Below are 25,564 nucleotides of genomic sequence, written 5' to 3'. Positions count from 1 at the left end.
AGATGAATGTGTCAATTCTTTTCGATAACTTCGGCATGTATATGGACGGTTTTTACCATACCTTACTCGCAAGTGTTATCGCGCTGGCCGGCAGTTTTGTCCTCGGCGTTGCTGTAGCGGTTATGAGAATAACAGTCTTTAAGCCGCTGCAATGGCTCGGGACCGCATATGTAGAATTCATCCGCAACATCCCTCTTCTTTTAATTACCTTTATTTTCTATTTCGGACTTCCAAACGCAGGCCTGAGGCTTGACGGTTTTCAAGCGGGAACGGTTGCTCTCACCATTTATACCTCTGCGTTTATCGCTGAAGCCATCAGAGCAGGCATCCAGTCTGTTTCAAAAGGGCAGATGGAAGCGGCACGCTCGTCAGGCTTTACCTACAGCCAGGCCATGCTCCATATCATTTTGCCGCAGGCAATCAAAATCGTCATTCCGCCTTTAGGCAATCAATTTTTAAACTTAGTCAAAAACTCTTCGATTCTTGGGGTTGTGGCCGGATTGGATCTTATGTACCAGGCCGATTTAGTTTCGTCGAGCACACTCGTTGTATTTGATGTTTATATTTTTGTGGCGCTTTTTTACTTAGTGCTGACGATTCCGCTTAGCATCGGTGTTAACTATCTGGAAAAACGGCTGGAAAAAAGCTATTGATAAGGAGTGAGTTACATTGGATTTCATTGGTGCTTATTCACAGGAGCATTTAGCGTTTTTATGGGCTGGCTTTCTCGTCACCTTGTACGTTGCTTTCATCTCCATCATTCTGAGCTTTTTCTTCGGTTTAATCGCAGGCACCCTGCGTTATGCGAAAGTTCCCGTTCTTTCTCAATTGATTGCGGTTCTCGTTGAAACGATCAGAAACCTCCCCTTGCTGTTAATTATTTTCTTTACGTTTTTTGCCCTTCCGGAAATTGGGATTAAACTTGAAATTACAGCTGCTGCAATTACAGCACTAACGATTTTTGAATCCGCTATGCTATCTGAAATTATCCGAAGCGGACTGAAATCAATTGACAAAGGACAAATTGAAGCGGCGCGCACCTCCGGGTTGAGCTATACACAGACCCTGTTCTTTATCGTCATGCCGCAAGCGCTTCGCCGCATGGTTCCGCCCATCGTAAGCCAGTTTATTTCTTTATTAAAAGATACATCGCTCGCTGTTGTGATCGCCCTGCCTGAACTGATTCACAACGCGCAAATTATTAACGGCCAAAGCGCAGACGGCAGTTATTTTTTCCCGATCTTTTTACTTGCGGCCCTTATGTATTTCGCAGTCAACTACAGCCTTTCACTCGCAGCAAGACGCCTCGAGGTCCGGCAAACATAGAAAAGGATACTCTTTGGAGAGTATCCTTTTTGCATTAAAACATTTTCGTAATTCTTCTTCTCATCCGCTTCATGCTTCGATTATTCAGCATGTCAGATTGAGTCGCCATTCGGTACACGAGAGCTCCGGCTCCCATTGCCAAAAGAGAAGTCATCGTCCGATTCATCCTGCGCATCTCCTTTCATGATTAAAAATTGATGCTGCGTTCATCCTCAGAAAACAAATCATCCAAGCTGCTTAACGTTCCGTCTTCTTCCACCTGATGAGTTGCAATCTTCCCTTTCGCCACTGTCAGTTCAATAAAACAGCCCCAGCAATAATATTGGTTCACGCCGATTTTGCCGATATCCTTACTTTTGCAATTCGGGCATATAAGCATACCTCACACCTCTATCCGTTCAGAACGATCTCGTCTTTCCGCACCTCGACAAGCGAATCCGCTCTTTGGATCTGGCGCTTGCTTCCCGCCAGGTCAGAAAAGAAACCGTCCGAGAGTTCATATGCTACGATTATGCCCCTGTCCAAACAAAAGTATACATCTTCCAGCATCCCCAATATATCGCCCTCTTGCGATTTCACAAGCTTCATCTTCATCTGCTCGTATGTGAAGCATGATTTCGGAAGAGGCAAAAGCTGTTCTGAACTGACCGAAGCCAATATGCGGTCATCAAAAATGGAAGAGATATCACACGCCCGTAATAGCGCATGATGATGATGCAAAAAGCGTTTTTGTGCAAGAATAAACCCAAGACAATCTCCTTTCAGAGAAAAACAAATATCGGAAATTGCCCCGAGATAACAAGAAGTTCGTTCTGAGTATACTGGGAATCCTTCTACTTCATGGCATGTTCTCAAAGTGTGATCAACCACCTTTTGTTGAACAGGCTTAGGTTTTGCTTTGCGCCTTAGACTCATACGATGAAATCAATTCCACTGCAAATGAAAAAACTCCCGCTTGCACGGGAGCATTTTATTGCTGTTCTTCTTTCATAAAATCGAATGGTGTAATGCCTTCCATGCCAATGTTGGCGTCGTGTACGCTGAACGGGAGCTCTTTTTGGAGAGCCTCAAGCTCGGCATCCATTTCCTCAACCTGTACGGACAGCCTGTTTTTTAAGGAGGTCTGTCTGACAGTTGCATCATTATTTTTCACGCCCCACTCCAGCGCCTCCTCCTCACCGCATAAAATGAGAAATTTCTTCGCTCTTGTAATCGCGGTATAAAGAAGGTTTCTTCTGAGCATTCTATAATAGCCTTTCACAACAGGCAAAACCACAATCGGAAATTCACTTCCCTGCGATTTATGAATAGAACAGCAATACGCATGGGTAAATTGATTAAAATCTTTTTTCGTAAACGTCATTTCATTGCCATCAAAAGAAACAACGGCCATGTCTTCTTTTTCTGTATTTTCCTTTGCATAAAATATCGACGTGATTTCGCCAATATCTCCGTTGAATACATTGTTTTCCGGCTGATTGACAAGCTGCAAAATTTTATCTCCGGTTCTGTAGACAACATCCCCGAACTTCAATTCTCTCCGTTTTTCTTTAGGAGGATTTAAAATGTCCTGCAGCATCACATTCAATTCATTAATGCCGGCTTTTCCTCTGTACATCGGAGCGAGGACCTGAATGTCCTTTGCTGTATAGCCTTTTTTCAATGCATTGGCGACAACCTTCTCAACTACTTCTTTGATTTGCGACCCGCCGCAGCGAATAAAGGAACGGTCCTTTGTCGGGGCAGTCAAATTGTTCGGCAGCAATCCATTTTTCATCTGGTGGGCAAGCTCGACGATTGATGACCCCTCCGCCTGGCGATAGATGTCTGTCAGTCTCACAGTCGGAATCACCTGGGATGCCAGCAGGTCTCTGAGCACTTGTCCCGGACCGACGGAAGGCAGCTGGTCTTCGTCTCCGACAATGATGATTTGTATATGATCAGGGATCGCCTTGAACAAATGGTTCGCCAGCCATATATCAAGCATACTGGCTTCATCGATAATTAACAGCTTCCCTTCGATCGGCTGATCCTCTGTATGAGTAAAGCCTTCAGCGCCGTTCCAGCCAAGCAGCCTGTGTATCGTGACTGCAGGAAGTCCCGTTGATTCACTCATCCGTTTTGCTGCTCTCCCTGTCGGAGCGGCCAAAACAATCGGAAAAGCTTCATCCTTTTTATAAGCTGACGGGTCTAGTGACACACCGTGAAGCTCTCCGTAGAGCTCGACAATCCCTCTGATTACCGTCGTTTTCCCTGTTCCAGGACCGCCTGTTAAAAGAAGCATCGGCGAGGAAAGAGCTTTTTGAATCGCTTCCTTCTGGCTGGGGGCATACTGAACGTTCATCCGTTCTTCCAGTTCTCCCAACGCGAGCAAAAACTCTGATTCGGGAAACTGGTTCTCATATTCGGTTTGGCTAGCGATATGTTTCACACGCTTTGCAACGTTTTGTTCTGCGTAAAACAGCGAAGGAAAATAACAGCGGCCATCTTCTATGACAATGTCTTTATTTTCTCCAAGGGCAATAATCGCGTTAGCGGCATCCATTTCTGTGATGCGCTGCCCTTCCCTTGCTGACTGGTTTAACAGTGATTGAGTGTCGATGATCAGCTGTTCCGTTTCTATGTACGTGTGCCCCTCTGACAGACAAGTCGTTTCAAGCGTGTACAAAATAGCAGCTTTTACCCGCTCAGGATGGTTACCCGAAAGACCCATTCTGCTGCCCAGCTCATCCGCTTTCCCAAACCCGATGCCTTCTACATCCTTCACAAGCTGATAAGGGTTTTCCTGAATCTTTTCAAGCGTCTCGGATTCATAGGCTTGATAGATTTTCATAGACAGCTGCGGGCCAAAACCAAACTGATTCAAGGAAATCATGATTTGCTCCAGTCCCTGATGCCGCTGCAATGCGCCAGCCAGCGTGTCGGCTTTCTTTTTTGAGAGTCTGGGAACATCATAAAGCACTGAAGCATCAGCCAATATTTTATTAATGGCGCTGTCGCCCAGCTTTTTCACAATTTCTTCAGCTGTTTTTTTGCCGATCCCCTCGAATAAATCACTCGATAAATATTGAATGATGCCTTCCTTAGTCGTCGGAATCTCCTTTTTGAAATGCTCCGCCTGAAATTGGAGCCCGAACTTTGGATGGGTTACGATCTTTCCGTAAAACGTGTAGGTCTCTTCTTCTTGAAGCGCAGGGAAGTAGCCCGTCACGGATACGGCTTTATCTTCAATGGCTTCGGAGGTCTCTGTGACTTTCACTTTCAGAACCGTATATAAATTGGTGTCATTATGATAGATGACTGTGTTGACTGTCCCTTTTAAATAGGGCTCTTCCTCCAGTTTAAGCTGATCCGGATGCTGCTGCACGAGCTGTCCCTCCTCCTGTGCCTGTTATGATGGATCAATCAGTTTTTTAGCATGAAGCGCAAGCATATGATCTGGCTGGATATCGATTGCCTTGTCCAGCATTTCAAGCGCTTTTTCTCGGTTTTCTTTATAAGCATAAGCGACACCGGCATTATAAAATGCATCTGCATGCCCCGGGTCTTGCTCTGTTACAGCTGCGAATTGGCTGAGCGCTTCGTCCAGCATGCCCTCGTTGGCTAAGCACATCCCGAATTGAAAACGCGCTTCCGTATCGCTTTCATTCAGTTCGACCGCTCTTTGTAAATATGGCAGTGCAAGCTTAGGCTGTTCGAGCTTGACAAGTACCGTTCCGAGCATGTAAAACAGGTCGCCGTTTTCCATCCCCGCACGAAGCGCTTTTTCAAACATGTCTTTCGCTTCTTTGTACATTTCTTTTACAACATAGACATTTCCTGCTCCATAATAAGCAGTGGCTGCGCTACTTTCTAATTCAAGCGCTTTATCATAAAACGCAAGCGCACGTTCCAGCTCGTTTACGGATGAAAGCAGGTTGGCAAAATTGATATACGGAATCGCGTCTTCTTTATTTTCTTCAATCGCTTTTGTAAATGCCTCTGCCGCTTTCTCGTAATCGCCTTCCTGCATCGCCTCTATACCGAGTTGATTATAATCCACCGATCATCTTCCTTTCATTAAAAAACCCCAACTCAGTGTTGAGGTTTTTCATCTTTTATACGTACCACAATTTTGTTCCGTCTTTGTACACATCATCAATTGTCCCGCCGCCAAGGCATTCTTCGCCGTCATAGAAGACAACGGCTTGTCCAGGCGTTACAGCGCGGACTTGTTCATCAAAGATGACTTCCGCTTCACCCTCGCCAGTCATGCGCACCGTTACTTTATGATCCTCTTGGCGGTAACGGAATTTAGCCGTGCAGGAAATCTCTTCGCCCTTCATGATATCCGAACGTACCCAGCTGATATTTGTTGCTGTGATTTTGTCGGAATATAAAAGAGGGTTATGGAACCCTTGATCTACGTAGAGGATGTTCTTTTCAAGATCTTTCCCTACCGCAAACCACGGCTCGCCGCTTCCGCCGATGCCAAGGCCGTGACGCTGTCCGATCGTATAGTACATCAACCCGTCGTGACGGCCTTTTACTTCGCCGTCCATCGTCATCATATCGCCCGGCTGTGCAGGGAGATATTGGCTGAGAAACGTTTTGAAGTTGCGTTCGCCGATAAAGCAGATGCCTGTACTGTCTTTTTTCGTCGCCGTTGCAAGTTCTGCTTCTTTGGCGATTTCACGCACACGGCTTTTTTGAAGTTCGCCGATCGGAAACATGACTTTGCTCAGCGTATCTTCTGTCAGCTGATTCAAGAAGTACGTTTGATCCTTGTTTTCATCAATGCCGCGCAGCATTCTGACTTTTCCGCCGCTTCTGTCCACTCTTGCATAGTGGCCAGTCGCTAAATAGTCGGCGCCAAGTGACAATGCATGCTCCAAAAAGGCCTTGAATTTAATTTCTTTGTTGCACAGTACATCCGGGTTTGGTGTTCTGCCTGCTTTATATTCATCAAGGAAGTATTGAAATACCTTCTCATAATATTGCTTTTCAAAGTTTACGGCATAATACGGAATTCCGATTTGGTTGCAGACGCGGATCACATCTTCATAATCCTCTGTCGCCGTGCAAAAACCGTTTTCGTCCGTATCATCCCAGTTTTTCATAAAGATTCCGATTACATCATAGCCCTGTTCTTTTAACAGCAGGGCCGCCACAGATGAGTCTACTCCGCCGGACATGCCGACGACGACTCTTGTATCCTCCGGCCGTTTTTCCATTTCATTCACTCCAATTACTAAGCCGCCTTATTGTGTCAGCCGTTTGACAACGTCGGCCACATGTTTGGCAGCAGTTTTCACTTGCTCAGCCGTATTGCCGAGGCCGAAGCTGATTCGAATAGAGGACGTCAGCCGGTCACTCTCTTCTCCGAACATAGCAGTCAGAACATGTGACGGCAGGACTGAACCGGCCGTGCACGCTGAACCGCTGGAGACAGCGACACCCGCCATATCAAGATTAACCAGCAGGGCTTCCACTGACACACCGGGGAAATAAAGATTCAGAACATGCGGCAGACTATGCTCTTTGTCCCCGTTGATCTCGAATGCCACACCTGCATCTCTAAGCGTGTCGGCAAAGATTGCTTTAAACGATTGATACTTCTCGTTTTTTTCGTCCCGTTCTTCACTTGACAGCTTAATCGCTTCTTTCAGCCCGACAATGCCTGGAACATTTTCCGTTCCGGCACGGCGTTTTCTTTCTTGCTCTCCTCCGAATAAAAGCGGTGAAAGCTTCACATCTTTACTAGCATATAAAAAGCCTGTCCCTTTTGGCCCGTTGAGCTTGTGCCCGGAAACAGACAGAAGGTCAATATGGCTGTTTTTCACATCAATTGGCAGCAACCCGAATGCCTGAACAGCATCGGTATGAAAATAAGCTTTGTGTTCCTTTAACAGCTCACCGATTTCTTCGATCGGCTGCACTGTTCCAACTTCATTATTTCCATACATCACTGTCACAAGGATTGTATCATCACGCAGTGCTTCTTTCACCTGTTTTGCACTGACTCTTCCATTTTGGTCAACGTCCAGATACGTTATGTCAAATCCGTCTTCCTCAAGTTTTTCACATGTGTGAAGCACGGCGTGATGCTCAATTTTTGTTGTGATGATATGTCTGCCAAGATCTTTTCTTGCAAGTGCGGTTCCCATGATCGCCAAGTTATCAGCTTCCGTTCCCCCGCTTGTAAAAATGATCTCCTGCTCTGCCGCTCCGATTTCTGCTGCGATCTGCGCTCTTGCTTCATCCACCCATTTTCGAGATTCTCTGCCAAATGAATGAATACTGGATGGATTACCGAAACTGCCGGAGAAGTGCGGTATCATTTTTTCCAGCACGCGCTCATCCATCGGAGACGTTGCGGCATGATCTAAATAAATCCGTTCCATTATGTTTACACCTCTGATCTAAATATAGAACATATAAGCTTCTTGCTCTCCGTCTGTATAGCTGGCAAGATCCTCTAATGTCGTACTGTCTAAAACCTCTTTTACAGCATCCCGGATGCGAATCCAGAGCTCACGCTTGGCAGGCTCCTCATCTTCCAGCACTTCAACAGGGCTGATCGGCCCCTCAAGCACACGGATAATATCTCCCGCGGTAATGGCATCCGGCTCACTGCCTAATACATATCCGCCATATGCGCCTCTGATGCTTTTCACTAAACCGGCATTTCTGAGCGGCGATACCAGCTGCTCCAAATAATGCTCGGACAAATTATTCGTCTGTGCGATGCTTTTTAATGAAGTCGGGCCTTCACCGTGCTTTTTTGCAAGCTCGATCATAATGGTGAGCCCGTATCTTCCCTTAGTTGATATTTTCAACATGAACACCTCTGTTATTTCATGATTTTCCACATTTATAATGGTAATTTCTATATGTTTCGTCCGTTTATTATCTTATAGACCAACTGTTATTATAACATACCTTCAGCGAATTTTCATTGAGGCAGAAGGAAAGGGGCCTTTCCCCTTTTCTAATGTACGGTTTTCCGTTACCCTGTAATTAAGTAAGGAGAGATGATAGATGAAGCCATTGGCATATCGGATGCGTCCGACAAAAATAGAGGATATTATCGGCCAGCAGCATCTGGTGGCTGAAGATAAAATTATTGGCAGAATGGTCCAGGCAAAACATTTGTCATCCATGATTTTGTACGGGCCGCCCGGAATTGGAAAAACATCAATCGCAACAGCAATCGCCGGTTCAACAAGTATTGCTTTTCGAAAGCTGAATGCTGTCATTAACAATAAAAAAGATATGGAAATTGTAGCCCAGGAAGCCAAGATGTCCGGCCAAGTGATTTTGATTCTGGATGAAGTCCACAGGCTGGATAAAGGAAAACAGGATTTTCTATTACCCTATTTAGAAAACGGGATGATCATTTTGATCGGAGCAACCACAGCTAACCCGTATCATGCCATTAATCCGGCGATCAGAAGCCGGACCCAGATTTTTGAGCTTGAGCCGTTAACACCTGATCTGATTAAACAGGCACTGGAACGTGCGCTCCATGATGAGCATCGGGGCCTTGGCACCTATTCTGTATCCATTGATGATCAGGCGATGGAGCATTTTGCCCACGGATGCGGAGGAGATGTCCGCTCCGCTTTAAATGCGCTTGAGCTTGCCGTGTTGTCAACGAAGGAGTCAGCAGACGGTGAAATTCACATTACATTAGAAACCGCGGAAGAATGCTTGCAGAAAAAAAGCTTTTCTCACGATAAAGATGGTGACGCGCATTATGATGTACTGTCCGCTTTTCAAAAATCGATCCGCGGCTCTGATGCCAACGCTGCTCTTCACTATTTGGCTAGATTAATTGAAGCCGGTGATCTGGAGAGCATCGCAAGACGATTGCTTGTTATCGCCTATGAAGATATCGGTTTAGCAAGCCCGCAAGCCGGCCCTAGAGTGCTGAACGCTATTCAGACCGCTGAGCGAGTCGGGTTTCCTGAAGCGCGAATCCCGCTGGCCAACGCAGTTATTGAGCTTTGCCTCTCACCGAAATCAAACTCTGCCATTCTGGCAATCGATGAGGCCCTGGCAGATATCAGAGCCGGAAAAATTGGGGATGTCCCGAAGCATTTAAAAGACGCGCATTATAAAGGAGCTCAGGAATTAGGAAGAGGAATCGACTATAAATACCCGCACAATTACGACAACGGTTGGGTCGAACAACAATACCTCCCTGATCCTCTTAAAAATAAGCAATACTATAAGCCGAAACAGACAGGAAAATTCGAATCCGCCTTAAAGCAGGTGTACGATAAATTAATGAAAAGAAAATAAAACAAAAACAGCCTTGATCATCAAGGCTGTTTTTATGCATTATTTATCCTTCACACGTTTGATTTCAATGTCTTTCAAAAGATCCATGACAACATGTCCGCCCATAATCAAACCTGCAACTGACGGCACAAAAGCATTAGAGGAAGGCGGCATTTTTGCTTTACGGATTTTCGCTTCGTCATTTCCCACTTCTTTTCTGACATCTTCCCGAATGACAATCGGACTTTCATCAGAGAAAATCACTTGAACACCTTTTTTGATACCCTCTTTGCGCAATCTCGTACGGACGACCTTCGCAATTGGATCAGTGTGCGTTTTTGAGATATCAGCGATTTGGAAGCGCGTCGGATCCGTTTTATTTGCTGCACCCATGCTGGAGATGAGCGGAATATCCCGTTTCAGACATTCTTTCATTAAATGAATTTTATAATGAATCGTGTCTGACGCATCAATGACATAGTCAAGATCATAGTCAAAAAACTGCTCATACGTTTCCTCCGTATAGAACATTTTTAACGCGATCACTTCACACTCCGGGTTAATGTCTGCGATCCGCGCCTTCATTAAATCAACTTTCGGCTGTCCGACAGTTGAAAGCAGCGCGTGAAGCTGACGGTTTACATTTGTAATGTCGACATCATCTTTGTCGACAAGCAGAATGCGGCCGACGCCTGACCGCGCGAGAGCTTCCGCCGCGAACGACCCGACTCCCCCGACTCCAAGCACAGCAACTGTGCTCTTTTTCAGCGTTTCAAGCCCTTCTTTTCCGATAGCTAATTCATTGCGTGAAAACTGGTGTAACAAGAACCTCACTCCACATTCGTATTCTGGTTTCATCTATAAAATGGCTGATCCATGAGCAGCCGTTTTTCTGCGCACAAAAAATAAAGTCCCAATAGTGCCGTTGCAGCTTTCCTTTGTTTTGAACCCGCTCTCAGCAGGTGGGTGCCCTCTTTTAAATCTTGTAAGTCCTCTTTACCGAATGAAAAGAGGCATGTACGCCATTTAAAAATGCGGGCTCCCAAATCAAAAAAATGTTCGGTCAAAACTAGGTGTACAACTAACACATCAGGACTTTATTTAACTTGTCAAAATCATATCACAGACGATTTTGATTTTCAAGAATCGAACTGCACATTCAGTTCTTAACTTTTTTCTTGATAGAAAGATGAAGCTCGTCAAGCTGGGCGTCGCTTACTTCGCCTGGCGCTTCTGTCATCAGGCAGCTTGCACTTGCCGTTTTCGGGAATGCAATCGTATCTCTCAGGTTCGTACGTCCAGCGAGAAGCATAACGAGACGGTCTAAGCCGAGTGCGATTCCGCCGTGCGGAGGAGCGCCGTATTCAAATGCTTCCAGCAGGAATCCGAACTGTTCAGCCGCTTCTTCTGGTGAGAAGCCGAGAAGCGCAAACATTTTTTCCTGAATATCCTTTTCGAAAATACGGATTGAACCGCCGCCAAGCTCATAGCCGTTTAAGACGAGGTCATAGGCTTGTGCTTTCATGTCTTCAGGCACTGTTTCAATCAGCTCAAGGTCTTCTCGGACAGGCATTGTGAACGGATGGTGCGCTGCGTAAAAACGGCCTTCTTCCGGATCATGCTCTAATAGCGGCCAGTCAATGACCCATAAGAAATTGAACAGGTTTTCGTCAATCAGCCCGCGCTCTTTCCCAAGCTTTAAACGCAGCGCGCCGAGTGATGCGGCCACAACTTCAAATTGATCCGCTCCGAACAGCAACAAATCACCTTCAGCAGCATCAAGTGCTTCAATTAGCTTAGACTGCTTTTCTTCATCAAAGAATTTAGCGATCGGTCCTTTCACTCCGTCTGCCTCAACCTTCACCCAGGCAAGCCCTTTTGCCCCGTAGTTTGCAGCAAAAGCGCCAAGAGCGTCGATGTCTTTTCTGGAGTAATCGCCGGCACCGCCTTTTACGTTGATGGCTTTAACCACGCCGCCGTTTGCTACAGCTGATGAGAACACTTTAAATTCCGTATCCTTTACAATGTCAGACACATCCGTCAAAAGCATGTCAAAACGCGTATCCGGTTTATCAGAACCGTACTTGTTCATTGCTTCGTCATACGTCATTCGAGGAAGAGGAAGCTTAAGTTCCTCACCTTTTGTTTCACGCATAACCTTTGCCATCATCTCCTCAGCCAATGACATAATGTCTTCCTGGCTCATAAAGGACATTTCAATATCAATTTGCGTAAACTCAGGCTGGCGGTCCGCACGCAAGTCTTCATCGCGGAAACAGCGGGCAATTTGATAATATCGTTCAATGCCTGATACCATCAGAAGCTGTTTAAATAGCTGCGGGGACTGCGGCAGCGCGTAGAACTCACCTTCGTGCACACGGCTCGGCACCAAGTAGTCACGTGCGCCTTCAGGCGTGCTTCCTGTTAAAATCGGCGTTTCAATATCAAGAAACCCGTTTTCATCTAAAAAGCTGCGAACAGCTTTCGTCACGTTATGGCGCAGCTGCATCGTCTGGAACATAGCCGGTCTGCGCAAATCTAAGTAACGGTGTTTTAAACGAACGTCCTCTGACACTTCTTCAGCTTGATCAGAAATCGCAAATGGAGGTGTCTTTGCAGCATTTAATACGTTCACTCCATCAGCATGTATTTCGATCGCGCCTGTTTTCAAATTCGGATTAACTGTTCCCTCTTCACGCGCCACCACTTTTCCTTGAATATCAAGCACGTATTCATTTCTGATGCCTTCCGCAATAGCAAGCGCTTCTTTTGACACATCAGGGTTAAAAACGACTTGAACAATTCCCGTACGGTCACGCAAGTCAATAAAAATCAATCCGCCGAGGTCTCGTCTTTTTTGGACCCAGCCTTTCAGCGTTACAGATTCGCCAATTGCTTTTTCAGTTATATCACCGCAATAATATGTTCTTCCAAACAATGCGTTTCACTCCTTATCCCTTTTGGTTTGCCTTCATCACATGTATAAATTCATCAAGTGCCACTTCAATCTGTTCGCCCGTCTGTGCATCCTTTACATTGATTTTGTTTTGGGCAAGCTCATCTTCACCCAAAATCGCAATAAATCTGGCATTTAAGCGATCAGCTGTTTTAAACTGGCCTTTCATTTTCTTATTTTCATAATCGATTTCACTGGAAATGCCTGCTTCTCTCAGTTTGTACACCAATGAAACAGAATAATCCTTTGCTTTTTCGCCGAGTGTGACGATATAGCAGTCGATTCCCTTATCAACAGGCAGCTCTCGTTTTTCAGCATCAATTGCGGCAAGCAAGCGTTCGATGCTCATCGCAAATCCGATACCCGGTGCTTCAGGTCCGCCGATCTGTTCGACAAGCCCGTCGTAGCGTCCGCCGCCGGCAAGTGTCGTAATCGCGCCAAAGCCCTCCGCATTGCTCATAATTTCAAATGCGGTGTGGTTGTAATAATCCAGCCCTCTCACAAGGTTCGGATCGATTTCATACGAAATGCCCAGATCATTTAAGTATTGTTTCACTTTTTCAAAATAAGCGGCCGATTCATCGTTTAAATACGTCAAAATTGAAGGCGCTGATTTCATCAGCTCATGATCTCGGTCTTTTTTGCAGTCCAAGATTCTAAGCGGGTTCGTGTGCAGCCGGGACTGGCAGTCTGAACAAAATTCTTCGATGCGAGGCTCGAAGTGTTTCACGAGCGCTTCTCTGTAGCTTTTGCGGCTATCTTGATCGCCGAGACTGTTTATGACAAGCTTAACGTTTTGCAGACCCGCTTTTTGATAAATACTCATCGCAAGCGCCATTACTTCAGCGTCGATTGCAGGGTCTTTCGAACCAATCGCTTCAATTCCAAACTGATAAAACTGGCGGTAACGGCCCGTCTGAGGACGTTCATAACGGAACATCGGCCCGACATAATAAAGCTTTGTCGGCTGTACAGGATTTGCGAACAGCTTGTTTTCATTAAAAGCGCGAACCGCAGCAGCTGTCCCCTCCGGACGAAGCGTCAGGCTTCTGCCTTTGCGGTCCTCGAAGGTATACATTTCTTTTTGTACGATATCCGTTGATTCTCCGACGCCTCTGGCAAACAGTTCTGTATGCTCAAAAATCGGTGTGCGGATTTCTTTATATTGATAAGTGCGGCAAGTGTCTCTCATAATTTGTTCAACATACTGCCAGCGATCTGATTCTCCAGGCAGAATATCCTGTGTTCCTCTCGGAATGTTATATCCCATAGGTAGACCTCCTTATGTATTCCTTATAAAATATCCAATGATCGTTAATGATGAAAATGAAAAAAACTCCCAGCCCCTACTATACATGATAGTAGGGACGAGAGTTATACCCGTGGTGCCACCCTAGTTGGAATACGTTCATATTCCCGCTCGATCCTTTAACGCAGGTTCACGTTCACTGCCTAATGGCGTTATTCACGCGTTCAGCAAGAAACCTCCGGAGTGTTGTTTCGAGAAAGACGCAATGGGATCCGCTTTCAGCCTGGGGCGGGTTCCTCTCTAATCATGCAATCTGACCTACTCTTCTCCATTATTGGTTCAAATCTTTCATCATTTGCTATGTACTCAATTTCTATTATAATAATGGGATTGGGGTTCTCTGTCAAGCTTTATTCCGGTTGTTTTTCCTCAGCGCTGCTTCTTTGGACATAAGACCAAATTCAGATGCTGTCTCCGTAAGATAACCAGTCGTATCGGGATCTGCGTGATCGCTGTAATGCAGATTCGCTTCACCGTCGTGAAATGCACGTCCCATTTTTGGATGATATTTCATGATTTGCACACCTTTTTGATTGTATTTACGCTTAGTATAAACAAATCATTTTATTTTTATTTAAAAATCAGAAAGGACTTTACGATATTAAACAAGAATGCTTTTTTAATGATCATCAGAAAGGAGGACACAATGAACAAGAAATACTTTGTCCTTATTGTATGTATTATTTTCACCGCAGCGCTATTCCCGACCTCTTCATCCGTTACAGCTGCTCAAGGAGAAGCGGTCATCGCAACAGATGAAATGAACGTCAGAAGCGGCCCTGGGCTTAGCTACGGCATTACAGCGGAAGTAAAAAAGGGAGAACGCTATCCGATTTTAAAGGAAGATGGAGACTGGGTGCAGATACAGCTTGGTTCCGGAGAAAAGGGCTGGGTAGTCTCCTGGCTTATTACAAAGGAAGACCAGGCCAGCACAAGCTCCTCAGGAAGCAGTGACACTGTGACATCAACAGACCCCGATCTGCGGATGAGAAGCGGCCCGGGCACTTCCTACGAAGTCATCGGCAAATTCCCGCAAGGCAGCCAAGCATCTGTCATTGATAAAGATTCGGGCTGGATCAAGATATCCTATCAAAGTGCCACCGGATGGGTATCATCTGAATATGTCACATCAGGAGGCAGCAGTTCAGCGTCTGATGAGAGTGACCAAACCGAGGATTCTGGTGCGTCAACGACGGGCACAGTCGGTGTTTCTTCGCTAAATGTAAGAGCCTCCGCCTCACATGACGCGGCAATTATAACAAAACTTGATCGCGGAACGAAACTGACGGTTCTCAACGAGAAAAATGGCTGGGCTCACATTGAGGTGAACGGGCTAAAAGGCTGGGTTGCAAGCCATTACCTGTTGACTAGTTCTGTTCCAGCTGATGATTCAGCAAATGCCGGCAGTTCATCCTCCGCTAAAAAAGCCTATATCATGTACGGAGGAACGAATCTAAGAAGTGATGCGTCAACATCAGCTTCGATCGTTGAGCGCGCTGCCAAAGGAGATTCATACACCATTACCGGTTCAAAGGGAAGCTGGTATGAAATAAAGCTTGATAACGGGCAAACTGCTTATGTAGCCAATTGGGTGGTCCAAACGTCTAAAAGCGCAGAAGAAGCAGGTGAACCGCCAGTCTCTGATTCCCCGTCTGGAAACGGCTCTCTAAACAATAAAACGATTATTGTTGACCCGGGACATGGAGGAAAAGACAGCGGAACGATCGGGTATTCGGGGAAATTCGAGAAAAACCTGACGATCAAAACGGCAAAACTGCTCGCCAGCAAACTTAGATCGGCTGGAGCGGATGTATATGTGACACGCCAGGATGATACCTTTGTCAGCCTGCAGTCACGGGTCTCTACGTCTCACTACCGCAACGCTGACGCCTTTATCAGCATTCATTATGACAGCTATGCGGATACCTCTACAAGAGGCAGTACAGCATATTACTACAGTCCTGCCAAAGATCAGGAACTCGCATCAGATGTCCACTCAGAAGTGGTGAAGCGTTCTTCCATTCCAGACCGCGGCGTAATATTCGGAGATTATTATGTGCTCCGGGAAAACAGACAACCCGCTATGCTGTACGAGCTGGGATATGTAAGCCATCCGCAGGAAGAAGCCATTGTACATAGCAATTCATACCAAGAAAAAGTAACAGATGGGATCGAAAGCGGATTAGAGAAGTACTTCCAATAAAAAAAGCTGCCTTTTGGCAGCTTTTTTATTTTGAATCCATAATGAGCGTGACCGGTCCGGAGTTTGTAAGCTGAACATCCATCATTGCTCCAAACGTTCCGGTCTCCACTTTGATTCCTTTTTCACGAAGCAGGTCATTCCATTTTTCATAAAGACCTAAAGCTTTATCAGGTTTGGCTGCGTTCATGTAGTTCGGCCGGCGCCCTTTTTTCGTATCTCCATAAAGCGTAAACTGTGAGACGGATAAAATCTCTCCTCCTATATCTACAAGAGACAGATTCATTTTTCCTTCACTGTCATCGAAAATACGGAGATTGACAACTTTATCAGCTAAATAAGCTGCATCATCTTCTGTATCATCATGAGTGATGCCGACCAGCACCATGAGGCCTTGTCCAATTTGGCCGACGACCTCTTCGTCCACTGTAACGCTTGCTTCTGTTACTCGCTGAACAACTAATCTCATTTTCTAACCCCTTTAGTTCATGACGCGGCGCACAGAATAGATATCTCTAATCTGTTTAATACGCTCGACGACTTTGTGCAAGTGATTGATATTCTGAATAAAAATCGCCATATGAATGGTTGCCACTTTATTGCGATCCGATTTGCCAGAGACAGATGAAATATTTGTTTTCGTTTCATTCACTGCCTGCAGCACTTCGTTCAGCAATCCGCGGCGGTCATACCCAAGAATCTCTATCTCAACATTGTATTCCTTGCGCTTTTGAACCTGTGACTCATGCTCCCACTCTACCGGGATCAGCCGCTCTTGGGCTTCATTCGTTTTGACATTCGGACAGTCTTCGCGATGGACCGAAACCCCTCTGCCTTTTGTGATAAAGCCGACAATATCATCACCTGGCACAGGATTGCAGCATTTTGATAAACGGACAAGGAGATTGTCGATGCCCTTGACACGAACGCCAGCTTCCCGTTTTCTTCCTTGCGGGTACGGCTTAGGTTCCCCAGTAACTTCCTGAACGATCTTTTCCTGTTCTTCCTGATCTCGCTGCTTTCTCTCTTTTTCTGTTAGGCGGTTCGCCACCTGCAGAGCTGTGATGCCATTGTAACCGACCGCCGCGTACATATCCTCTTCATTTGAGAAATTAAATTTGTCAGCAACCTTTTGAATATTCTCCGGCGTTAAAACATCCTTCAATTCAAAATCCAAGTTTTTAATTTCTTTTTCGACCAGCTCACGGCCTTTTTCGACATTTTCTTCACGCCGCTGTTTCTTAAAGAATTGACGGATTTTATGCTTCGCTTGGGATGTTTGGGCAAGCTTCACCCAATCCTGGCTCGGACCGTAGGAATGCTTAGAGGTGAGAATTTCAACGATATCACCTGTCCGAAGCTTATGGTCAAGCGTAACCATTTTTCCGTTTACTTTGGCACCGATTGTTTTATTGCCGATTTCAGAGTGAATCCGGTAAGAAAAGTCAATCGGAACAGAACCGGACGGAAGCTCGATTACATCTCCTTTTGGCGTAAAGACATACACCATGTCAGAGAACAAATCAATTTTGAGCGATTCCATAAATTCTTCTGCATCTGTCGATTCATTTTGAAATTCTAAAATTTCACGGAACCAAGAAAGCTTTTTCTCAAAGGTTGCACCTTCATTGGCTGCTTTCCCTTCTTTATAAGCCCAGTGAGCCGCAACCCCGTATTCCGCTATTTCATGCATTTCAAAGGTGCGGATCTGCACTTCAAGCGGATCGCCTTTAGGCCCAATAACCGTTGTATGAAGCGATTGATACATATTCGGCTTCGGCATTGCGATATAATCTTTGAATCTGCCGGGCATCGGTTTCCAGCATGTGTGAATGATGCCAAGCACCGCGTAGCAGTCCTTTATGCTATTCACAAGAATACGGACAGCCAACAAATCGTAAATTTCATTGAATTGCTTATTTTGCAGCACCATTTTTCGATAAATGCTGTAAATATGTTTCGGGCGTCCCGAGAAGTCAGCCTTGATATTTACTTCTTCGACACGTTTCTTCACTTCATTGACAACCTCATCGACATAAAGCTCACGTTCTGCACGTTTCTTCTTCATGAGGTTGACAATTCTGTAATATTGCTGAGGGTTCAAATAACGGAGCGCCGTATCTTCCAATTCCCACTTAATTTTTGAAATCCCGAGACGATGCGCCAAAGGAGCAAAAATTTCCAGCGTTTCATTGGAGATTCTCCGCTGTTTTTCCTGAGGCAGATGTTTCAGTGTCCGCATATTGTGAAGACGATCCGCCAGCTTGATCAATATGACCCTGATATCTTGAGCCATAGCGACAAACATTTTGCGATGATTTTCCGCCTGCTGTTCCTCTTGAGATTTATATTTAATTTTGCCGAGTTTCGTTACGCCGTCTACAAGCATTGCCACTTCTTCGGAAAATGCTTCTTTCAGATCATCGAGCGTCACATCTGTATCTTCCACGACATCGTGCAAAAATCCGCCCGCGATTGTGGAAGGGTCCATTTCAAGATCGACGAGAATCCCCGCAACCTGAATCGGATGAATAATATATGGCTCGCCCGATTTGCGGTATTGCTCGCGATGAGCATCTTCAGCGTACAGATATGCTTTTTCGACAAATGCGATATGCTCATCAGATAGATAGCTGCGCGCTTTATCTATAACTTGCTCGGCAGTCAATACTTGTTCGTTCGCCATGGAATCACCTTTTTTAAAATGTAAACTGTATTGTAGTTTATTATCAAGAAAAAAACGAAAGATGTAAAGAGCAGAAGTTCAAATAGCCAAATATTATATAAAATAAATGCAAAACAATAGGAAAAAAGCACCCTGACATGGAGTGCTTTTTCGTTATGCGGTTATCCTTAGTATTTCATCAATGTTAAGATGTCGTAATTTTCCAGCTTATTTCTGCCGTCAAGGTAAGAAAGCTCGATTAAGAAAGCGATACCAGCAACAACGCCGCCAAGTTCTTCAACAAGTTTGATTGTCGCTTCAATTGTGCCGCCTGTCGCAAGCAGGTCATCTGTAATAAGCACACGCTGACCAGGCTTAATCGCATCTTTGTGGATCGTTAATACGTCTTTTCCGTATTCCAAGCCATAATCCACTTTGATTACTTCACGAGGCAACTTGCCTTCTTTGCGGACCGGCGCAAAACCTACGCCAAGCGCGTAAGCAACGGGACAGCCGATAATAAAGCCGCGCGCTTCAGGGCCAACGACCAAATCAATTTGCTTTTCTTTCGCATATTCAACAATTTGATCTGTGGCATAGCGGTATACATCGCCTTTATCCATCAGTGTCGTAATATCTTTAAATTGCACGCCCTCTTTCGGGTAATCCGGTACAATTGTTACGTATTGTTTTAAATCCATCTGTTTTATGTCCTCCTCGTACTTTCATAAGCCTCTGAATCTTGTTTCATCAGCTTATTCAGCCATTCCTTCAGCTCTTCAGCAGAAGAATAATTCAGCTTTTGATCCAGTTCCATCAGCTGCTGTTTCGCCTGATATGTTTGTGAGTCTGTTAAGTCGCGCTTCTTTGCTCCGCTCACAACAGACAGCACACCATTCTCTATTTTAACAAAACCGAGATCAAAAAACACCTTTGTCATGAAATTGATTGTTTCAACGGACCAGCCTTTATGTTTTGCAAGCTCTGAACCGTGTTTTTTCACGTCAAAAGCGCCTCTTTTCAGCAAGAACGCATAATACCATTTAAAGTGGTCTCTTGCGGGAAAAGTTGATAAAAAGTGGTCCTCATGATTGAGAAAAATAAAATATATCCGCTCAGGCGCCTTGCCTTCCAGCAAACGTGCGAGCATGTCCAGCGAAGGCGGCGGATCCAGTAATACAATATATGCACCATCGAGGTCAAACGCCTTTGCTTGATCTTTAGAACTGATGACGTGCACTTCTCGGCGAAGGTCTTCAGTTTGAAGTAATGTTGTTGAGTCTTCTTTGAAAGAGACAATGGCCCGTTTAGCAGATGGAAGGGCGGAAACTGTGTCTTCCCACGTCCGTTTTCCCCTTAAATCAAACAGCTGCCATTCAGAAACAGCGGCATCCTTTATCATAAGCTGCGGCTTTTTTCGATTGTTCCATTCGTTGATTGACATCTCACCGACAATGGAAATTCTTGAACCCGGTACGATGCCTTCTTGAAGCTCGCCTTTATTAAAACCGACGCAATCAAGCTGGGACGACTCGTTTCTGATCGTCATTTTGACATGAGTTTTATTTGCCCCTATCTTGCGGACATCTTCCAGTACTGCATTTTCTACGAGAACGTGCGGTTTCGGGTTCAGCATGCCAAAAGGAGACAGCATGTTCATTTCTGCGATGCTTTCAACTGTAATGTCTTCGACGCCGCAGACAAGGTCGACTTCCTGTACGGGAATAAAATCCTCTTCCGTAAGCGTATTGTCCGCTATTTCATTCAGCCTGCTTCGCAAATCCGGCACATCTTCGGCTTTCAGCGTCATCCCCGCAGCCATTGGATGGCCGCCGAAATGAGGAAGAATATCTCTGCATTCAGAAAGGCTCTCAAATAAATTAAATCCTCTGATGCTTCGGGCCGAACCTTTAGCGATTCCCTTTTCTTCATCAATGCCAAGAACAATGGCCGGTCGGTAGAAACGGTCCACAAGCTTTGAAGCCACAATCCCGACGACTCCCGGGTTCCATCCGGCTTTGGCCACGACAATTGCAGTTTGATCGAGCCCTTGCTGTTCAACCATTTCAATCGCTTCATCCGTCATTTTGCTGACCATTTTTTGGCGCTCTTTGTTCAGCTGGTCAATTTCTGCGGCAAGCTCTTCCGCTTCAAACGAATCCTCTGACATAAGCAAATGAACAGCGGGATCCGCCTGTTCGATTCTTCCAACGGCATTCAGCCTTGGTGCGAGCTGAAATCCGACTGTTTCTTCGTTCGCTTCTCCGATGTCTCCGCCTGACAGCTTAATCAGCTCTTTTAAGCCGAGCCGATTTGTCCGTCGAAGCCTTTCAAGTCCTAGTGTTGCAATTAATCTGTTTTCGTCATGCAGCGGGACTAGATCGGCAATGGTGCCGATAGCCGCCAGGTCAAGCAGTTCATCAGGAAGTTCACCCAATAGAGCGTGAGCAAGCTTAAACGCGACTCCAACCCCGGCAAGCTCCTTAAACGGGTAAGTGCATCCAGGTTGCTTCGGGTGGACGATCGCATGGACATCCGGAAGCTCCGGTCCCGGTTCATGATGATCAGTAATGATGACATCCAGTCCGAGTTCCTTTGCCACCTTCGCTTCATGCACAGCGGCAATTCCTGTATCAACCGTAATGATCAAAGAGAAGCCCCGTTCTTTAATCGAACAAAACGCCTGTTCATTAGGTCCATATCCTTCTTTAAAACGGTCAGGTATATAAAAATCAACTTGAGCCGACAGTTTTTGCAGCGTGTGAAGCATGACTGACGTACTTGTAACCCCATCGGCGTCATAATCGCCATATATCATAATCTTTTCTTGTTGTGAAATCGCCTGTTTTATTCGATCTGCCGCTTCTTTCATGCCTTTCATTTCAAAAGGATCATAAAAATCGGCATCCTTTGTATGTAAAAACAGCCTAGCGCTTTCTGCCGTATCAAAGCCTCTTTTTACAAGCAGGGACGCAACAAGAGGTGTTATATGCAATTGTTCTGTGAGTGATTTGACCTTATCCTGATCTGGTCGCTGGATTTCCCATCGCATTTTTGACGCTAACATAAATTCACCCCTCAACCACCCTATTATACTAGAGCAGGCTGAGGGGTTTCAAATAATATTCGAAAACTAGTCTTTTTTCTCAATGATGGCTGATGCATCCTGTGTGTCAGTCTGATCAGCAAGATGAGTATCCTCTTGTTTATGTATTGCTGTTCTATTTTCTTTCCGCAAGGTTTTTATTTCCCGCTTCAATTTCATTACCTGAAAAATGCCGACAGAAAATACGATCAGCGCTCCCATTAAAACTGAGCCCAAAATAACAAGAATGAGCGGCCATTCTGATCTTCCAAACAGGTAATCAACTTCTACGGATCGAACATTAATGACTGCGAAAATAGCGACAATTAAGGTGAAAATAAGTGCGAAAATAATGGTCCATTGTTTATTCATTCTCTTTTCCCCCAAACTTCTTATTGAGGTAACTTTCCCCATCAAGACTGGTTTTAAACATGGCTTAACACTAGGTTAAGCTCCCTTTGCTGTTAATTTTTCCCGGATCAGCCTCTTCAGTCCGGTTCCCTCACCGGAAATCACAAGTGTATCGCCTTCGTCAATGACTGTTTCAGAGCTCGGATTCAGTTGTTTATCCTGATTCTTTTTAACAATTGCAATGACCGTTACATGATATTCCTGACCCACATTCAAATCACCAATCGTCTGATGAATGGCAGGCGCTCCCGCCTCTGCTTTACACCACTCTATAATCAAATCATCAAGGGCTGACTCGACCTGTTCTAATGCTTTCGGTTTATATGCCATTCCGCCAAGAATTGCAGACATTTGCCTTGCTTCAGCGTCATCAAACTGCACGGAGGCAACACATTCCTCATGGTCGTTTTCGTCAAAATAGTAAAGCTCTCTTCGTCCGTCATGATGAATGATAATTGAAATTTTATCACGGTTTCTAGTAATCATTTCAACTTTTTGTCCTATGCCCGGCAGCTCTGATTCGCGAACCCTCATATATAAACCCTCCTACATATCTGAAAACCAGTCATAAACACTTTTAACACCATATATATGTTTAAATGTAAGCGTATGTCATTATAGCAAATGTCTATTTTAAGTTCAATGAAACTTCAAAAAACAGGCTGCCCTGCAGAGGACAGCCTGATATTTTTTATTGCGCCGAATCTTTTTTCAGTTCTCTTCCTTTCCATGCAAGCCAAATTTGTGCGGCAATGTATAGAGAAGAATAAACGCCTGTTAATAGCCCGACCAATAAAGCAATTGAGAAATTAGTAATAGAAGATGCTCCAAAGATCAGCAATGTCACAACAACAATCACAACAGTTAATACAGTGTTAATTGAACGTGTAAAGGTTTGCTGCAGGCTCAGGTTTACAATATGGTTCAGATCGGCAAATGTTTTCGGCTTACGCTTTTTCATATGCTCGCGGACCCTGTCAAATGTAACGATTGTATCGTTAATGGAATACCCGATTATCGTCAAGATGGCCGCGATGAACGTAACATCTACCTCAAGCCTTGTAATACTGAAGAACGTGACGATAAAGAATGCGTCATATAGCAATGAGGCGATGGCAGCAATCGCCATTTTGTATTCGAATCGGATTGAAACGTAAATAATGATGCCAATAGAAGCTATAGCAACTGCGTACAGCGCATTTCTTGCCAGCTCCTTACCGACTGTTGGTGAAACTGTGCTGACATTTGGCTCAGATCCGTATTTGTCTTTAAAATACGTTTTTACTTTTGCTATGGTTTCTTTATCTGGCACCCCGACAAAACGGGCAACACCGATATTGCTCTTTTCGCCTGACAGAACTACAGTATCAGGGTCCATACCCAGAGATTCAAAATCCTTCTCAACTTGCTCTGTCGTCAGCTTATGGTCGCTTTGTACTTCAATCCGTGCACCGCTAGCAAAGTCAATGCCAAGATTCAGCCTGAACACAAGCAGGATAATAATCCCGGCAACCGTGACTGCACTGGAGAAAATAAAGAAGTATTTGCGTTTGCTCGTGAAATCCCATTTTTGGAATGGCGTATGCGGCTCTGTATTTTCATCCGTATCCTGAATATCCATGATATGTTTCTTATTGACACCAAACCAGCCTTTTTTCCGATCAAGCCATCTGCTTTCCACAAGGAGAGCGAGGAGAAATCTCGATAAGAAAACGGCAGTGATAAAGCTTGTCAAAATCGATAGGATCAGCATTGTCGCAAACCCTTTAACAGAGCTTGTCCCAAAGATAAAGAGCACAACCGCTGCAATAATGGTTGTAATATTAGCATCAAAAATCGTCGCAAATGACCGTCTGTTTCCTGAACGGAAGGCAGAGCGGACTGACTTTCCTAGCTTGAGCTCTTCTTTAATCCGCTCATAGGTAATAATGTTGGCGTCAACAGCCATCCCGACACCTAAAATGAGAGCGGCAATTCCCGGAAGCGTGAGTACGGCATTCATCCAGTCAAAGATCTGGAGTGTAATGTAGATATAAACAGATAGCGTAATCACCGCGATTAATCCCGGCAGACGGTAATAGAAAAGCATAAATAAGAAAATAATTGCAATACCGACAATACCGGCAAACACCGTATCATGGAGAGCCTGCTGGCCGAATTGTGCACCTACTGATGTTGAATATTTTTCAGTCAGTTTCACAGGAAGTGCGCCTGCGTTTAAAATGCTGGCTAAATCTTTTGCTTCTTGAACCGTAAATTGCCCTTCAATTGTAACGTCAGTTGTGTTTAATTCCTGACTTACATTTGGGGCGGATACATATTTAGGGTGCTCTTTTTGAACCTCTTTTTTAAAGGAGTCCCCTTTTTCATAATCCATCCAAATAACAAGCTGGTTGTTTGGCGCCATTTTCATGACCTTTTTGGTCACTTCGCCGAATTTATCAGCATCTTTCAGTTTAATGCTGACAATCGGTTCATTTGTTTTGGCGTCATACGTTTGTTTAGCTCCGTTTTCGACGAGGTCAGAGCCATTCAGCAATTCTTTGTCATTCGTATCTCTGAAAGAAAGCTGCGCTTCAGTCGCCAGAATTTCACGCGCTCTGTTTTGGTTTGTCACACCTGCGAGCTGAACGCGAATCCGGTTATTCCCTTCAATTTGGATGTTCGGTTCGCTGACACCGAGAACATTGGCCCGGCGGTTCAATGCCTCTACTGTGCTGACCAGAACGTCTTTTGTGATTTTGTCACCTTTTTTTACAGGCTGTACATCATACAGCACCTCAAATCCGCCTTGCAAATCCAATCCTAATGTAATATTGTTAGCGGCAGGCTTCGTAAAGTAGCCCAAGCCCGTGCCGATCAATAGAACGAAAAGGAAAAACGCAATCAAGCGTCCTTTTTTCATTATGTATATCCTCCCTTAAACCTGTGCGAATCAACCTGCTATCTCAGCAGTTCTTCCAATGCTTCCTGGCCCTCTTCACTGCCCAGCCAATTAGACGTTTTAAATGACTCAACGGTTGCATAGTTCATAAATTCGCCAATTTTCACTGATAAAATATCACTCGCCAGTTCATAAATGTTCAGTTCCGTTTTCTTTTTCCACTTCTTATCTGTTAAGTATGACCACAAACTTTCGAGTTCAACATCATCATACCCGAGAATCTTAAACTCTTCCAGTTTGCTGTAAAGAAACGGCCTGACGTGGTCTTTATATAGATCGGCTGGATGCTTCTCCACGAATTCCACGCTCCTTTTTTATTGTTTTTCAAGAAGACTTGTCATGCTTGGACGACATATACGCATATCTTTATTGTATATGATTCCAGGTAGTTTGAGAAGGCAGG

The 25,564-nt window shown here is 44.9% G+C and carries 24 protein-coding genes, 1 other RNA gene and 1 other annotated feature; of the genes, 4 read left to right on the top strand and 21 right to left on the bottom strand.

From position 1 onward, the window contains the following. Nucleotides 1-2 precede the first annotated feature (2 nt). Nucleotides 3-653 (top strand): amino acid ABC transporter permease, encoded by a 651-nt coding sequence (locus tag WA279_RS01345; protein WP_336153983.1) that lies wholly within the window; start codon nucleotides 3-5, stop codon nucleotides 651-653. Between the two features lie 16 nt (nucleotides 654-669). Further along, a complete protein-coding gene (locus WA279_RS01340; RefSeq protein ID WP_336153982.1) occupies nucleotides 670-1,326 on the top strand; it encodes an amino acid ABC transporter permease in 657 nt (218 codons plus the stop codon). Nucleotides 1,327-1,360: 34 nt separating this feature from the next. Here WA279_RS01340 and WA279_RS01335 read toward each other — a convergent pair whose 3' ends face one another. From WA279_RS01335 to cymR, 8 genes are all read right to left on the bottom strand, one after another. Beyond that, nucleotides 1,361-1,492 (bottom strand): YrzQ family protein, encoded by a 132-nt coding sequence (locus WA279_RS01335; RefSeq protein WP_003229780.1) that lies wholly within the window; start codon nucleotides 1,490-1,492, stop codon nucleotides 1,361-1,363. A 21-nt stretch (nucleotides 1,493-1,513) separates the two neighbouring features. After that, the gene (locus tag WA279_RS01330; RefSeq protein WP_003225893.1) at nucleotides 1,514-1,705 is read right to left on the bottom strand and encodes a hypothetical protein; all 192 of its coding nucleotides are present in this window, start codon (nucleotides 1,703-1,705) and stop codon (nucleotides 1,514-1,516) included. A gap of 11 nt (nucleotides 1,706-1,716) precedes the next feature. After that, nucleotides 1,717-2,241 carry a PRC-barrel domain-containing protein gene (locus WA279_RS01325; protein ID WP_167408325.1) on the bottom strand — a complete coding sequence of 175 codons (525 nt, stop codon included), beginning with the start codon at nucleotides 2,239-2,241 and terminating at the stop codon, nucleotides 1,717-1,719. 55 nt (nucleotides 2,242-2,296) lie between these two features. Then, nucleotides 2,297-4,693, bottom strand: coding sequence for an SF1B family DNA helicase RecD2 (recD2, locus tag WA279_RS01320; protein ID WP_014477509.1), 2,397 nt, complete (start codon nucleotides 4,691-4,693; stop codon nucleotides 2,297-2,299). 24 nt (nucleotides 4,694-4,717) lie between these two features. Further along, complete coding sequence (locus WA279_RS01315; RefSeq protein WP_336154397.1) at nucleotides 4,718-5,338, bottom strand: tetratricopeptide repeat protein; 621 nt, start codon at nucleotides 5,336-5,338, stop codon at nucleotides 4,718-4,720. An 85-nt stretch (nucleotides 5,339-5,423) separates the two neighbouring features. After that, nucleotides 5,424-6,539, bottom strand: coding sequence for a tRNA 2-thiouridine(34) synthase MnmA (mnmA, locus tag WA279_RS01310; protein WP_004398509.1), 1,116 nt, complete (start codon nucleotides 6,537-6,539; stop codon nucleotides 5,424-5,426). 27 nt (nucleotides 6,540-6,566) lie between these two features. Then, nucleotides 6,567-7,709 carry a cysteine desulfurase family protein gene (locus WA279_RS01305; protein WP_014477512.1) on the bottom strand — a complete coding sequence of 381 codons (1,143 nt, stop codon included), beginning with the start codon at nucleotides 7,707-7,709 and terminating at the stop codon, nucleotides 6,567-6,569. An 18-nt stretch (nucleotides 7,710-7,727) separates the two neighbouring features. Next, on the bottom strand, nucleotides 7,728-8,144 hold the full coding sequence (gene cymR / locus WA279_RS01300; RefSeq protein ID WP_003225879.1) for a cysteine metabolism transcriptional regulator CymR: 417 nt from the start codon (nucleotides 8,142-8,144) through the stop codon (nucleotides 7,728-7,730). Nucleotides 8,145-8,346: 202 nt separating this feature from the next. On the opposite strand from cymR, the gene WA279_RS01295 reads away from it, so the two are divergent. Next, on the top strand, nucleotides 8,347-9,612 hold the full coding sequence (locus tag WA279_RS01295) for a replication-associated recombination protein A (RefSeq protein WP_015714437.1): 1,266 nt from the start codon (nucleotides 8,347-8,349) through the stop codon (nucleotides 9,610-9,612). Between the two features lie 39 nt (nucleotides 9,613-9,651). On the opposite strand, the gene WA279_RS01290 is transcribed toward WA279_RS01295, so the two are convergent. The 5 genes from WA279_RS01290 to WA279_RS01270 all read right to left on the bottom strand — a co-directional run bounded on the left by WA279_RS01290 (nucleotide 9,652) and on the right by WA279_RS01270 (nucleotide 14,370). Continuing rightward, a complete protein-coding gene (locus WA279_RS01290; protein WP_123372978.1) occupies nucleotides 9,652-10,416 on the bottom strand; it encodes a tRNA threonylcarbamoyladenosine dehydratase in 765 nt (254 codons plus the stop codon). 81 nt (nucleotides 10,417-10,497) lie between these two features. Further along, a non-coding RNA gene (gene ssrS, locus WA279_RS01285) (6S RNA) lies at nucleotides 10,498-10,690 on the bottom strand. A gap of 60 nt (nucleotides 10,691-10,750) precedes the next feature. Continuing rightward, nucleotides 10,751-12,529, bottom strand: coding sequence for an aspartate--tRNA ligase (aspS, locus tag WA279_RS01280; RefSeq protein ID WP_336153975.1), 1,779 nt, complete (start codon nucleotides 12,527-12,529; stop codon nucleotides 10,751-10,753). A gap of 13 nt (nucleotides 12,530-12,542) precedes the next feature. Beyond that, nucleotides 12,543-13,817 carry a histidine--tRNA ligase gene (gene hisS / locus WA279_RS01275; protein ID WP_047182959.1) on the bottom strand — a complete coding sequence of 425 codons (1,275 nt, stop codon included), beginning with the start codon at nucleotides 13,815-13,817 and terminating at the stop codon, nucleotides 12,543-12,545. Nucleotides 13,818-13,907: 90 nt separating this feature from the next. Beyond that, nucleotides 13,908-14,140 (bottom strand) — a binding site (T-box leader). Between the two features lie 59 nt (nucleotides 14,141-14,199). Then, entirely contained in the window at nucleotides 14,200-14,370 is a 171-nt protein-coding gene (locus tag WA279_RS01270) for a YrzK family protein (protein WP_004399157.1), read from the bottom strand. 132 nt (nucleotides 14,371-14,502) lie between these two features. Here WA279_RS01270 and WA279_RS01265 point away from each other — a divergent pair, with 132 nt between their 5' ends. Next, nucleotides 14,503-16,059: an SH3 domain-containing protein gene (locus WA279_RS01265; protein WP_336153971.1), complete on the top strand. Its 1,557-nt coding sequence runs from the start codon at nucleotides 14,503-14,505 to the stop codon at nucleotides 16,057-16,059. A gap of 25 nt (nucleotides 16,060-16,084) precedes the next feature. On the opposite strand, the gene dtd is transcribed toward WA279_RS01265, so the two are convergent. From dtd to comN, 8 genes are all read right to left on the bottom strand, one after another. Then, on the bottom strand, nucleotides 16,085-16,525 hold the full coding sequence (gene dtd / locus WA279_RS01260; protein ID WP_004398689.1) for a D-aminoacyl-tRNA deacylase: 441 nt from the start codon (nucleotides 16,523-16,525) through the stop codon (nucleotides 16,085-16,087). 12 nt (nucleotides 16,526-16,537) lie between these two features. Then, complete coding sequence (gene relA, locus WA279_RS01255) at nucleotides 16,538-18,742, bottom strand: GTP diphosphokinase (RefSeq protein ID WP_003229747.1); 2,205 nt, start codon at nucleotides 18,740-18,742, stop codon at nucleotides 16,538-16,540. Nucleotides 18,743-18,909: 167 nt separating this feature from the next. Then, nucleotides 18,910-19,422, bottom strand: a complete 513-nt coding sequence (locus WA279_RS01250; protein WP_015384246.1) for an adenine phosphoribosyltransferase — start codon at nucleotides 19,420-19,422, stop codon at nucleotides 18,910-18,912. A 5-nt stretch (nucleotides 19,423-19,427) separates the two neighbouring features. Further along, nucleotides 19,428-21,788: a single-stranded-DNA-specific exonuclease RecJ gene (recJ, locus tag WA279_RS01245; RefSeq protein WP_336153970.1), complete on the bottom strand. Its 2,361-nt coding sequence runs from the start codon at nucleotides 21,786-21,788 to the stop codon at nucleotides 19,428-19,430. 66 nt (nucleotides 21,789-21,854) lie between these two features. Beyond that, entirely contained in the window at nucleotides 21,855-22,178 is a 324-nt protein-coding gene (locus tag WA279_RS01240) for a LapA family protein (RefSeq protein ID WP_336153968.1), read from the bottom strand. Between the two features lie 75 nt (nucleotides 22,179-22,253). Then, complete coding sequence (locus WA279_RS01235) at nucleotides 22,254-22,751, bottom strand: cation:proton antiporter regulatory subunit (protein ID WP_003229739.1); 498 nt, start codon at nucleotides 22,749-22,751, stop codon at nucleotides 22,254-22,256. Nucleotides 22,752-22,908: 157 nt separating this feature from the next. After that, nucleotides 22,909-25,122 carry a protein translocase subunit SecDF gene (gene secDF, locus WA279_RS01230; RefSeq protein WP_015714442.1) on the bottom strand — a complete coding sequence of 738 codons (2,214 nt, stop codon included), beginning with the start codon at nucleotides 25,120-25,122 and terminating at the stop codon, nucleotides 22,909-22,911. A 38-nt stretch (nucleotides 25,123-25,160) separates the two neighbouring features. Further along, on the bottom strand, nucleotides 25,161-25,457 hold the full coding sequence (gene comN, locus WA279_RS01225; RefSeq protein ID WP_003229735.1) for a post-transcriptional regulator ComN: 297 nt from the start codon (nucleotides 25,455-25,457) through the stop codon (nucleotides 25,161-25,163). Between the last annotated feature and the right edge of the window lie 107 nt (nucleotides 25,458-25,564).

This window comes from Bacillus sp. 204(2023) (assembly GCF_037027505.1).
Classification (GTDB): domain Bacteria; phylum Bacillota; class Bacilli; order Bacillales; family Bacillaceae; genus Bacillus; species Bacillus subtilis.
The sequence above is the reverse complement of the archived record's forward strand: the minus strand, read 5'-3'. Positions and strand labels throughout refer to the sequence as shown.

Coding starts and splice junctions, on each gene's coding strand:
- WA279_RS01345 (WP_336153983.1), top strand. CDS start 3: ATGAATGTGTCAATTCTTTTCGATAACTTCGGCATGTATATGGACGGT.
- WA279_RS01335 (WP_003229780.1), bottom strand. CDS start 1,492: ATGAATCGGACGATGACTTCTCTTTTGGCAATGGGAGCCGGAGCTCTC.
- WA279_RS01330 (WP_003225893.1), bottom strand. CDS start 1,705: ATGCTTATATGCCCGAATTGCAAAAGTAAGGATATCGGCAAAATCGGC.
- WA279_RS01325 (WP_167408325.1), bottom strand. CDS start 2,241: ATGAGTCTAAGGCGCAAAGCAAAACCTAAGCCTGTTCAACAAAAGGTG.
- WA279_RS01315 (WP_336154397.1), bottom strand. CDS start 5,338: ATGCAGGAAGGCGATTACGAGAAAGCGGCAGAGGCATTTACAAAAGCG.
- mnmA (WP_004398509.1), bottom strand. CDS start 6,539: ATGGAAAAACGGCCGGAGGATACAAGAGTCGTCGTCGGCATGTCCGGC.
- WA279_RS01305 (WP_014477512.1), bottom strand. CDS start 7,709: ATGGAACGGATTTATTTAGATCATGCCGCAACGTCTCCGATGGATGAG.
- WA279_RS01295 (WP_015714437.1), top strand. CDS start 8,347: ATGAAGCCATTGGCATATCGGATGCGTCCGACAAAAATAGAGGATATT.
- hisS (WP_047182959.1), bottom strand. CDS start 13,817: ATGGGATATAACATTCCGAGAGGAACACAGGATATTCTGCCTGGAGAA.
- WA279_RS01270 (WP_004399157.1), bottom strand. CDS start 14,370: ATGAAATATCATCCAAAAATGGGACGTGCATTTCACGACGGTGAAGCG.
- WA279_RS01265 (WP_336153971.1), top strand. CDS start 14,503: ATGAACAAGAAATACTTTGTCCTTATTGTATGTATTATTTTCACCGCA.
- dtd (WP_004398689.1), bottom strand. CDS start 16,525: ATGAGATTAGTTGTTCAGCGAGTAACAGAAGCAAGCGTTACAGTGGAC.
- relA (WP_003229747.1), bottom strand. CDS start 18,742: ATGGCGAACGAACAAGTATTGACTGCCGAGCAAGTTATAGATAAAGCG.
- WA279_RS01250 (WP_015384246.1), bottom strand. CDS start 19,422: ATGGATTTAAAACAATACGTAACAATTGTACCGGATTACCCGAAAGAG.
- recJ (WP_336153970.1), bottom strand. CDS start 21,788: ATGTTAGCGTCAAAAATGCGATGGGAAATCCAGCGACCAGATCAGGAT.
- WA279_RS01240 (WP_336153968.1), bottom strand. CDS start 22,178: ATGAATAAACAATGGACCATTATTTTCGCACTTATTTTCACCTTAATT.
- WA279_RS01235 (WP_003229739.1), bottom strand. CDS start 22,751: ATGAGGGTTCGCGAATCAGAGCTGCCGGGCATAGGACAAAAAGTTGAA.
- secDF (WP_015714442.1), bottom strand. CDS start 25,122: ATGAAAAAAGGACGCTTGATTGCGTTTTTCCTTTTCGTTCTATTGATC.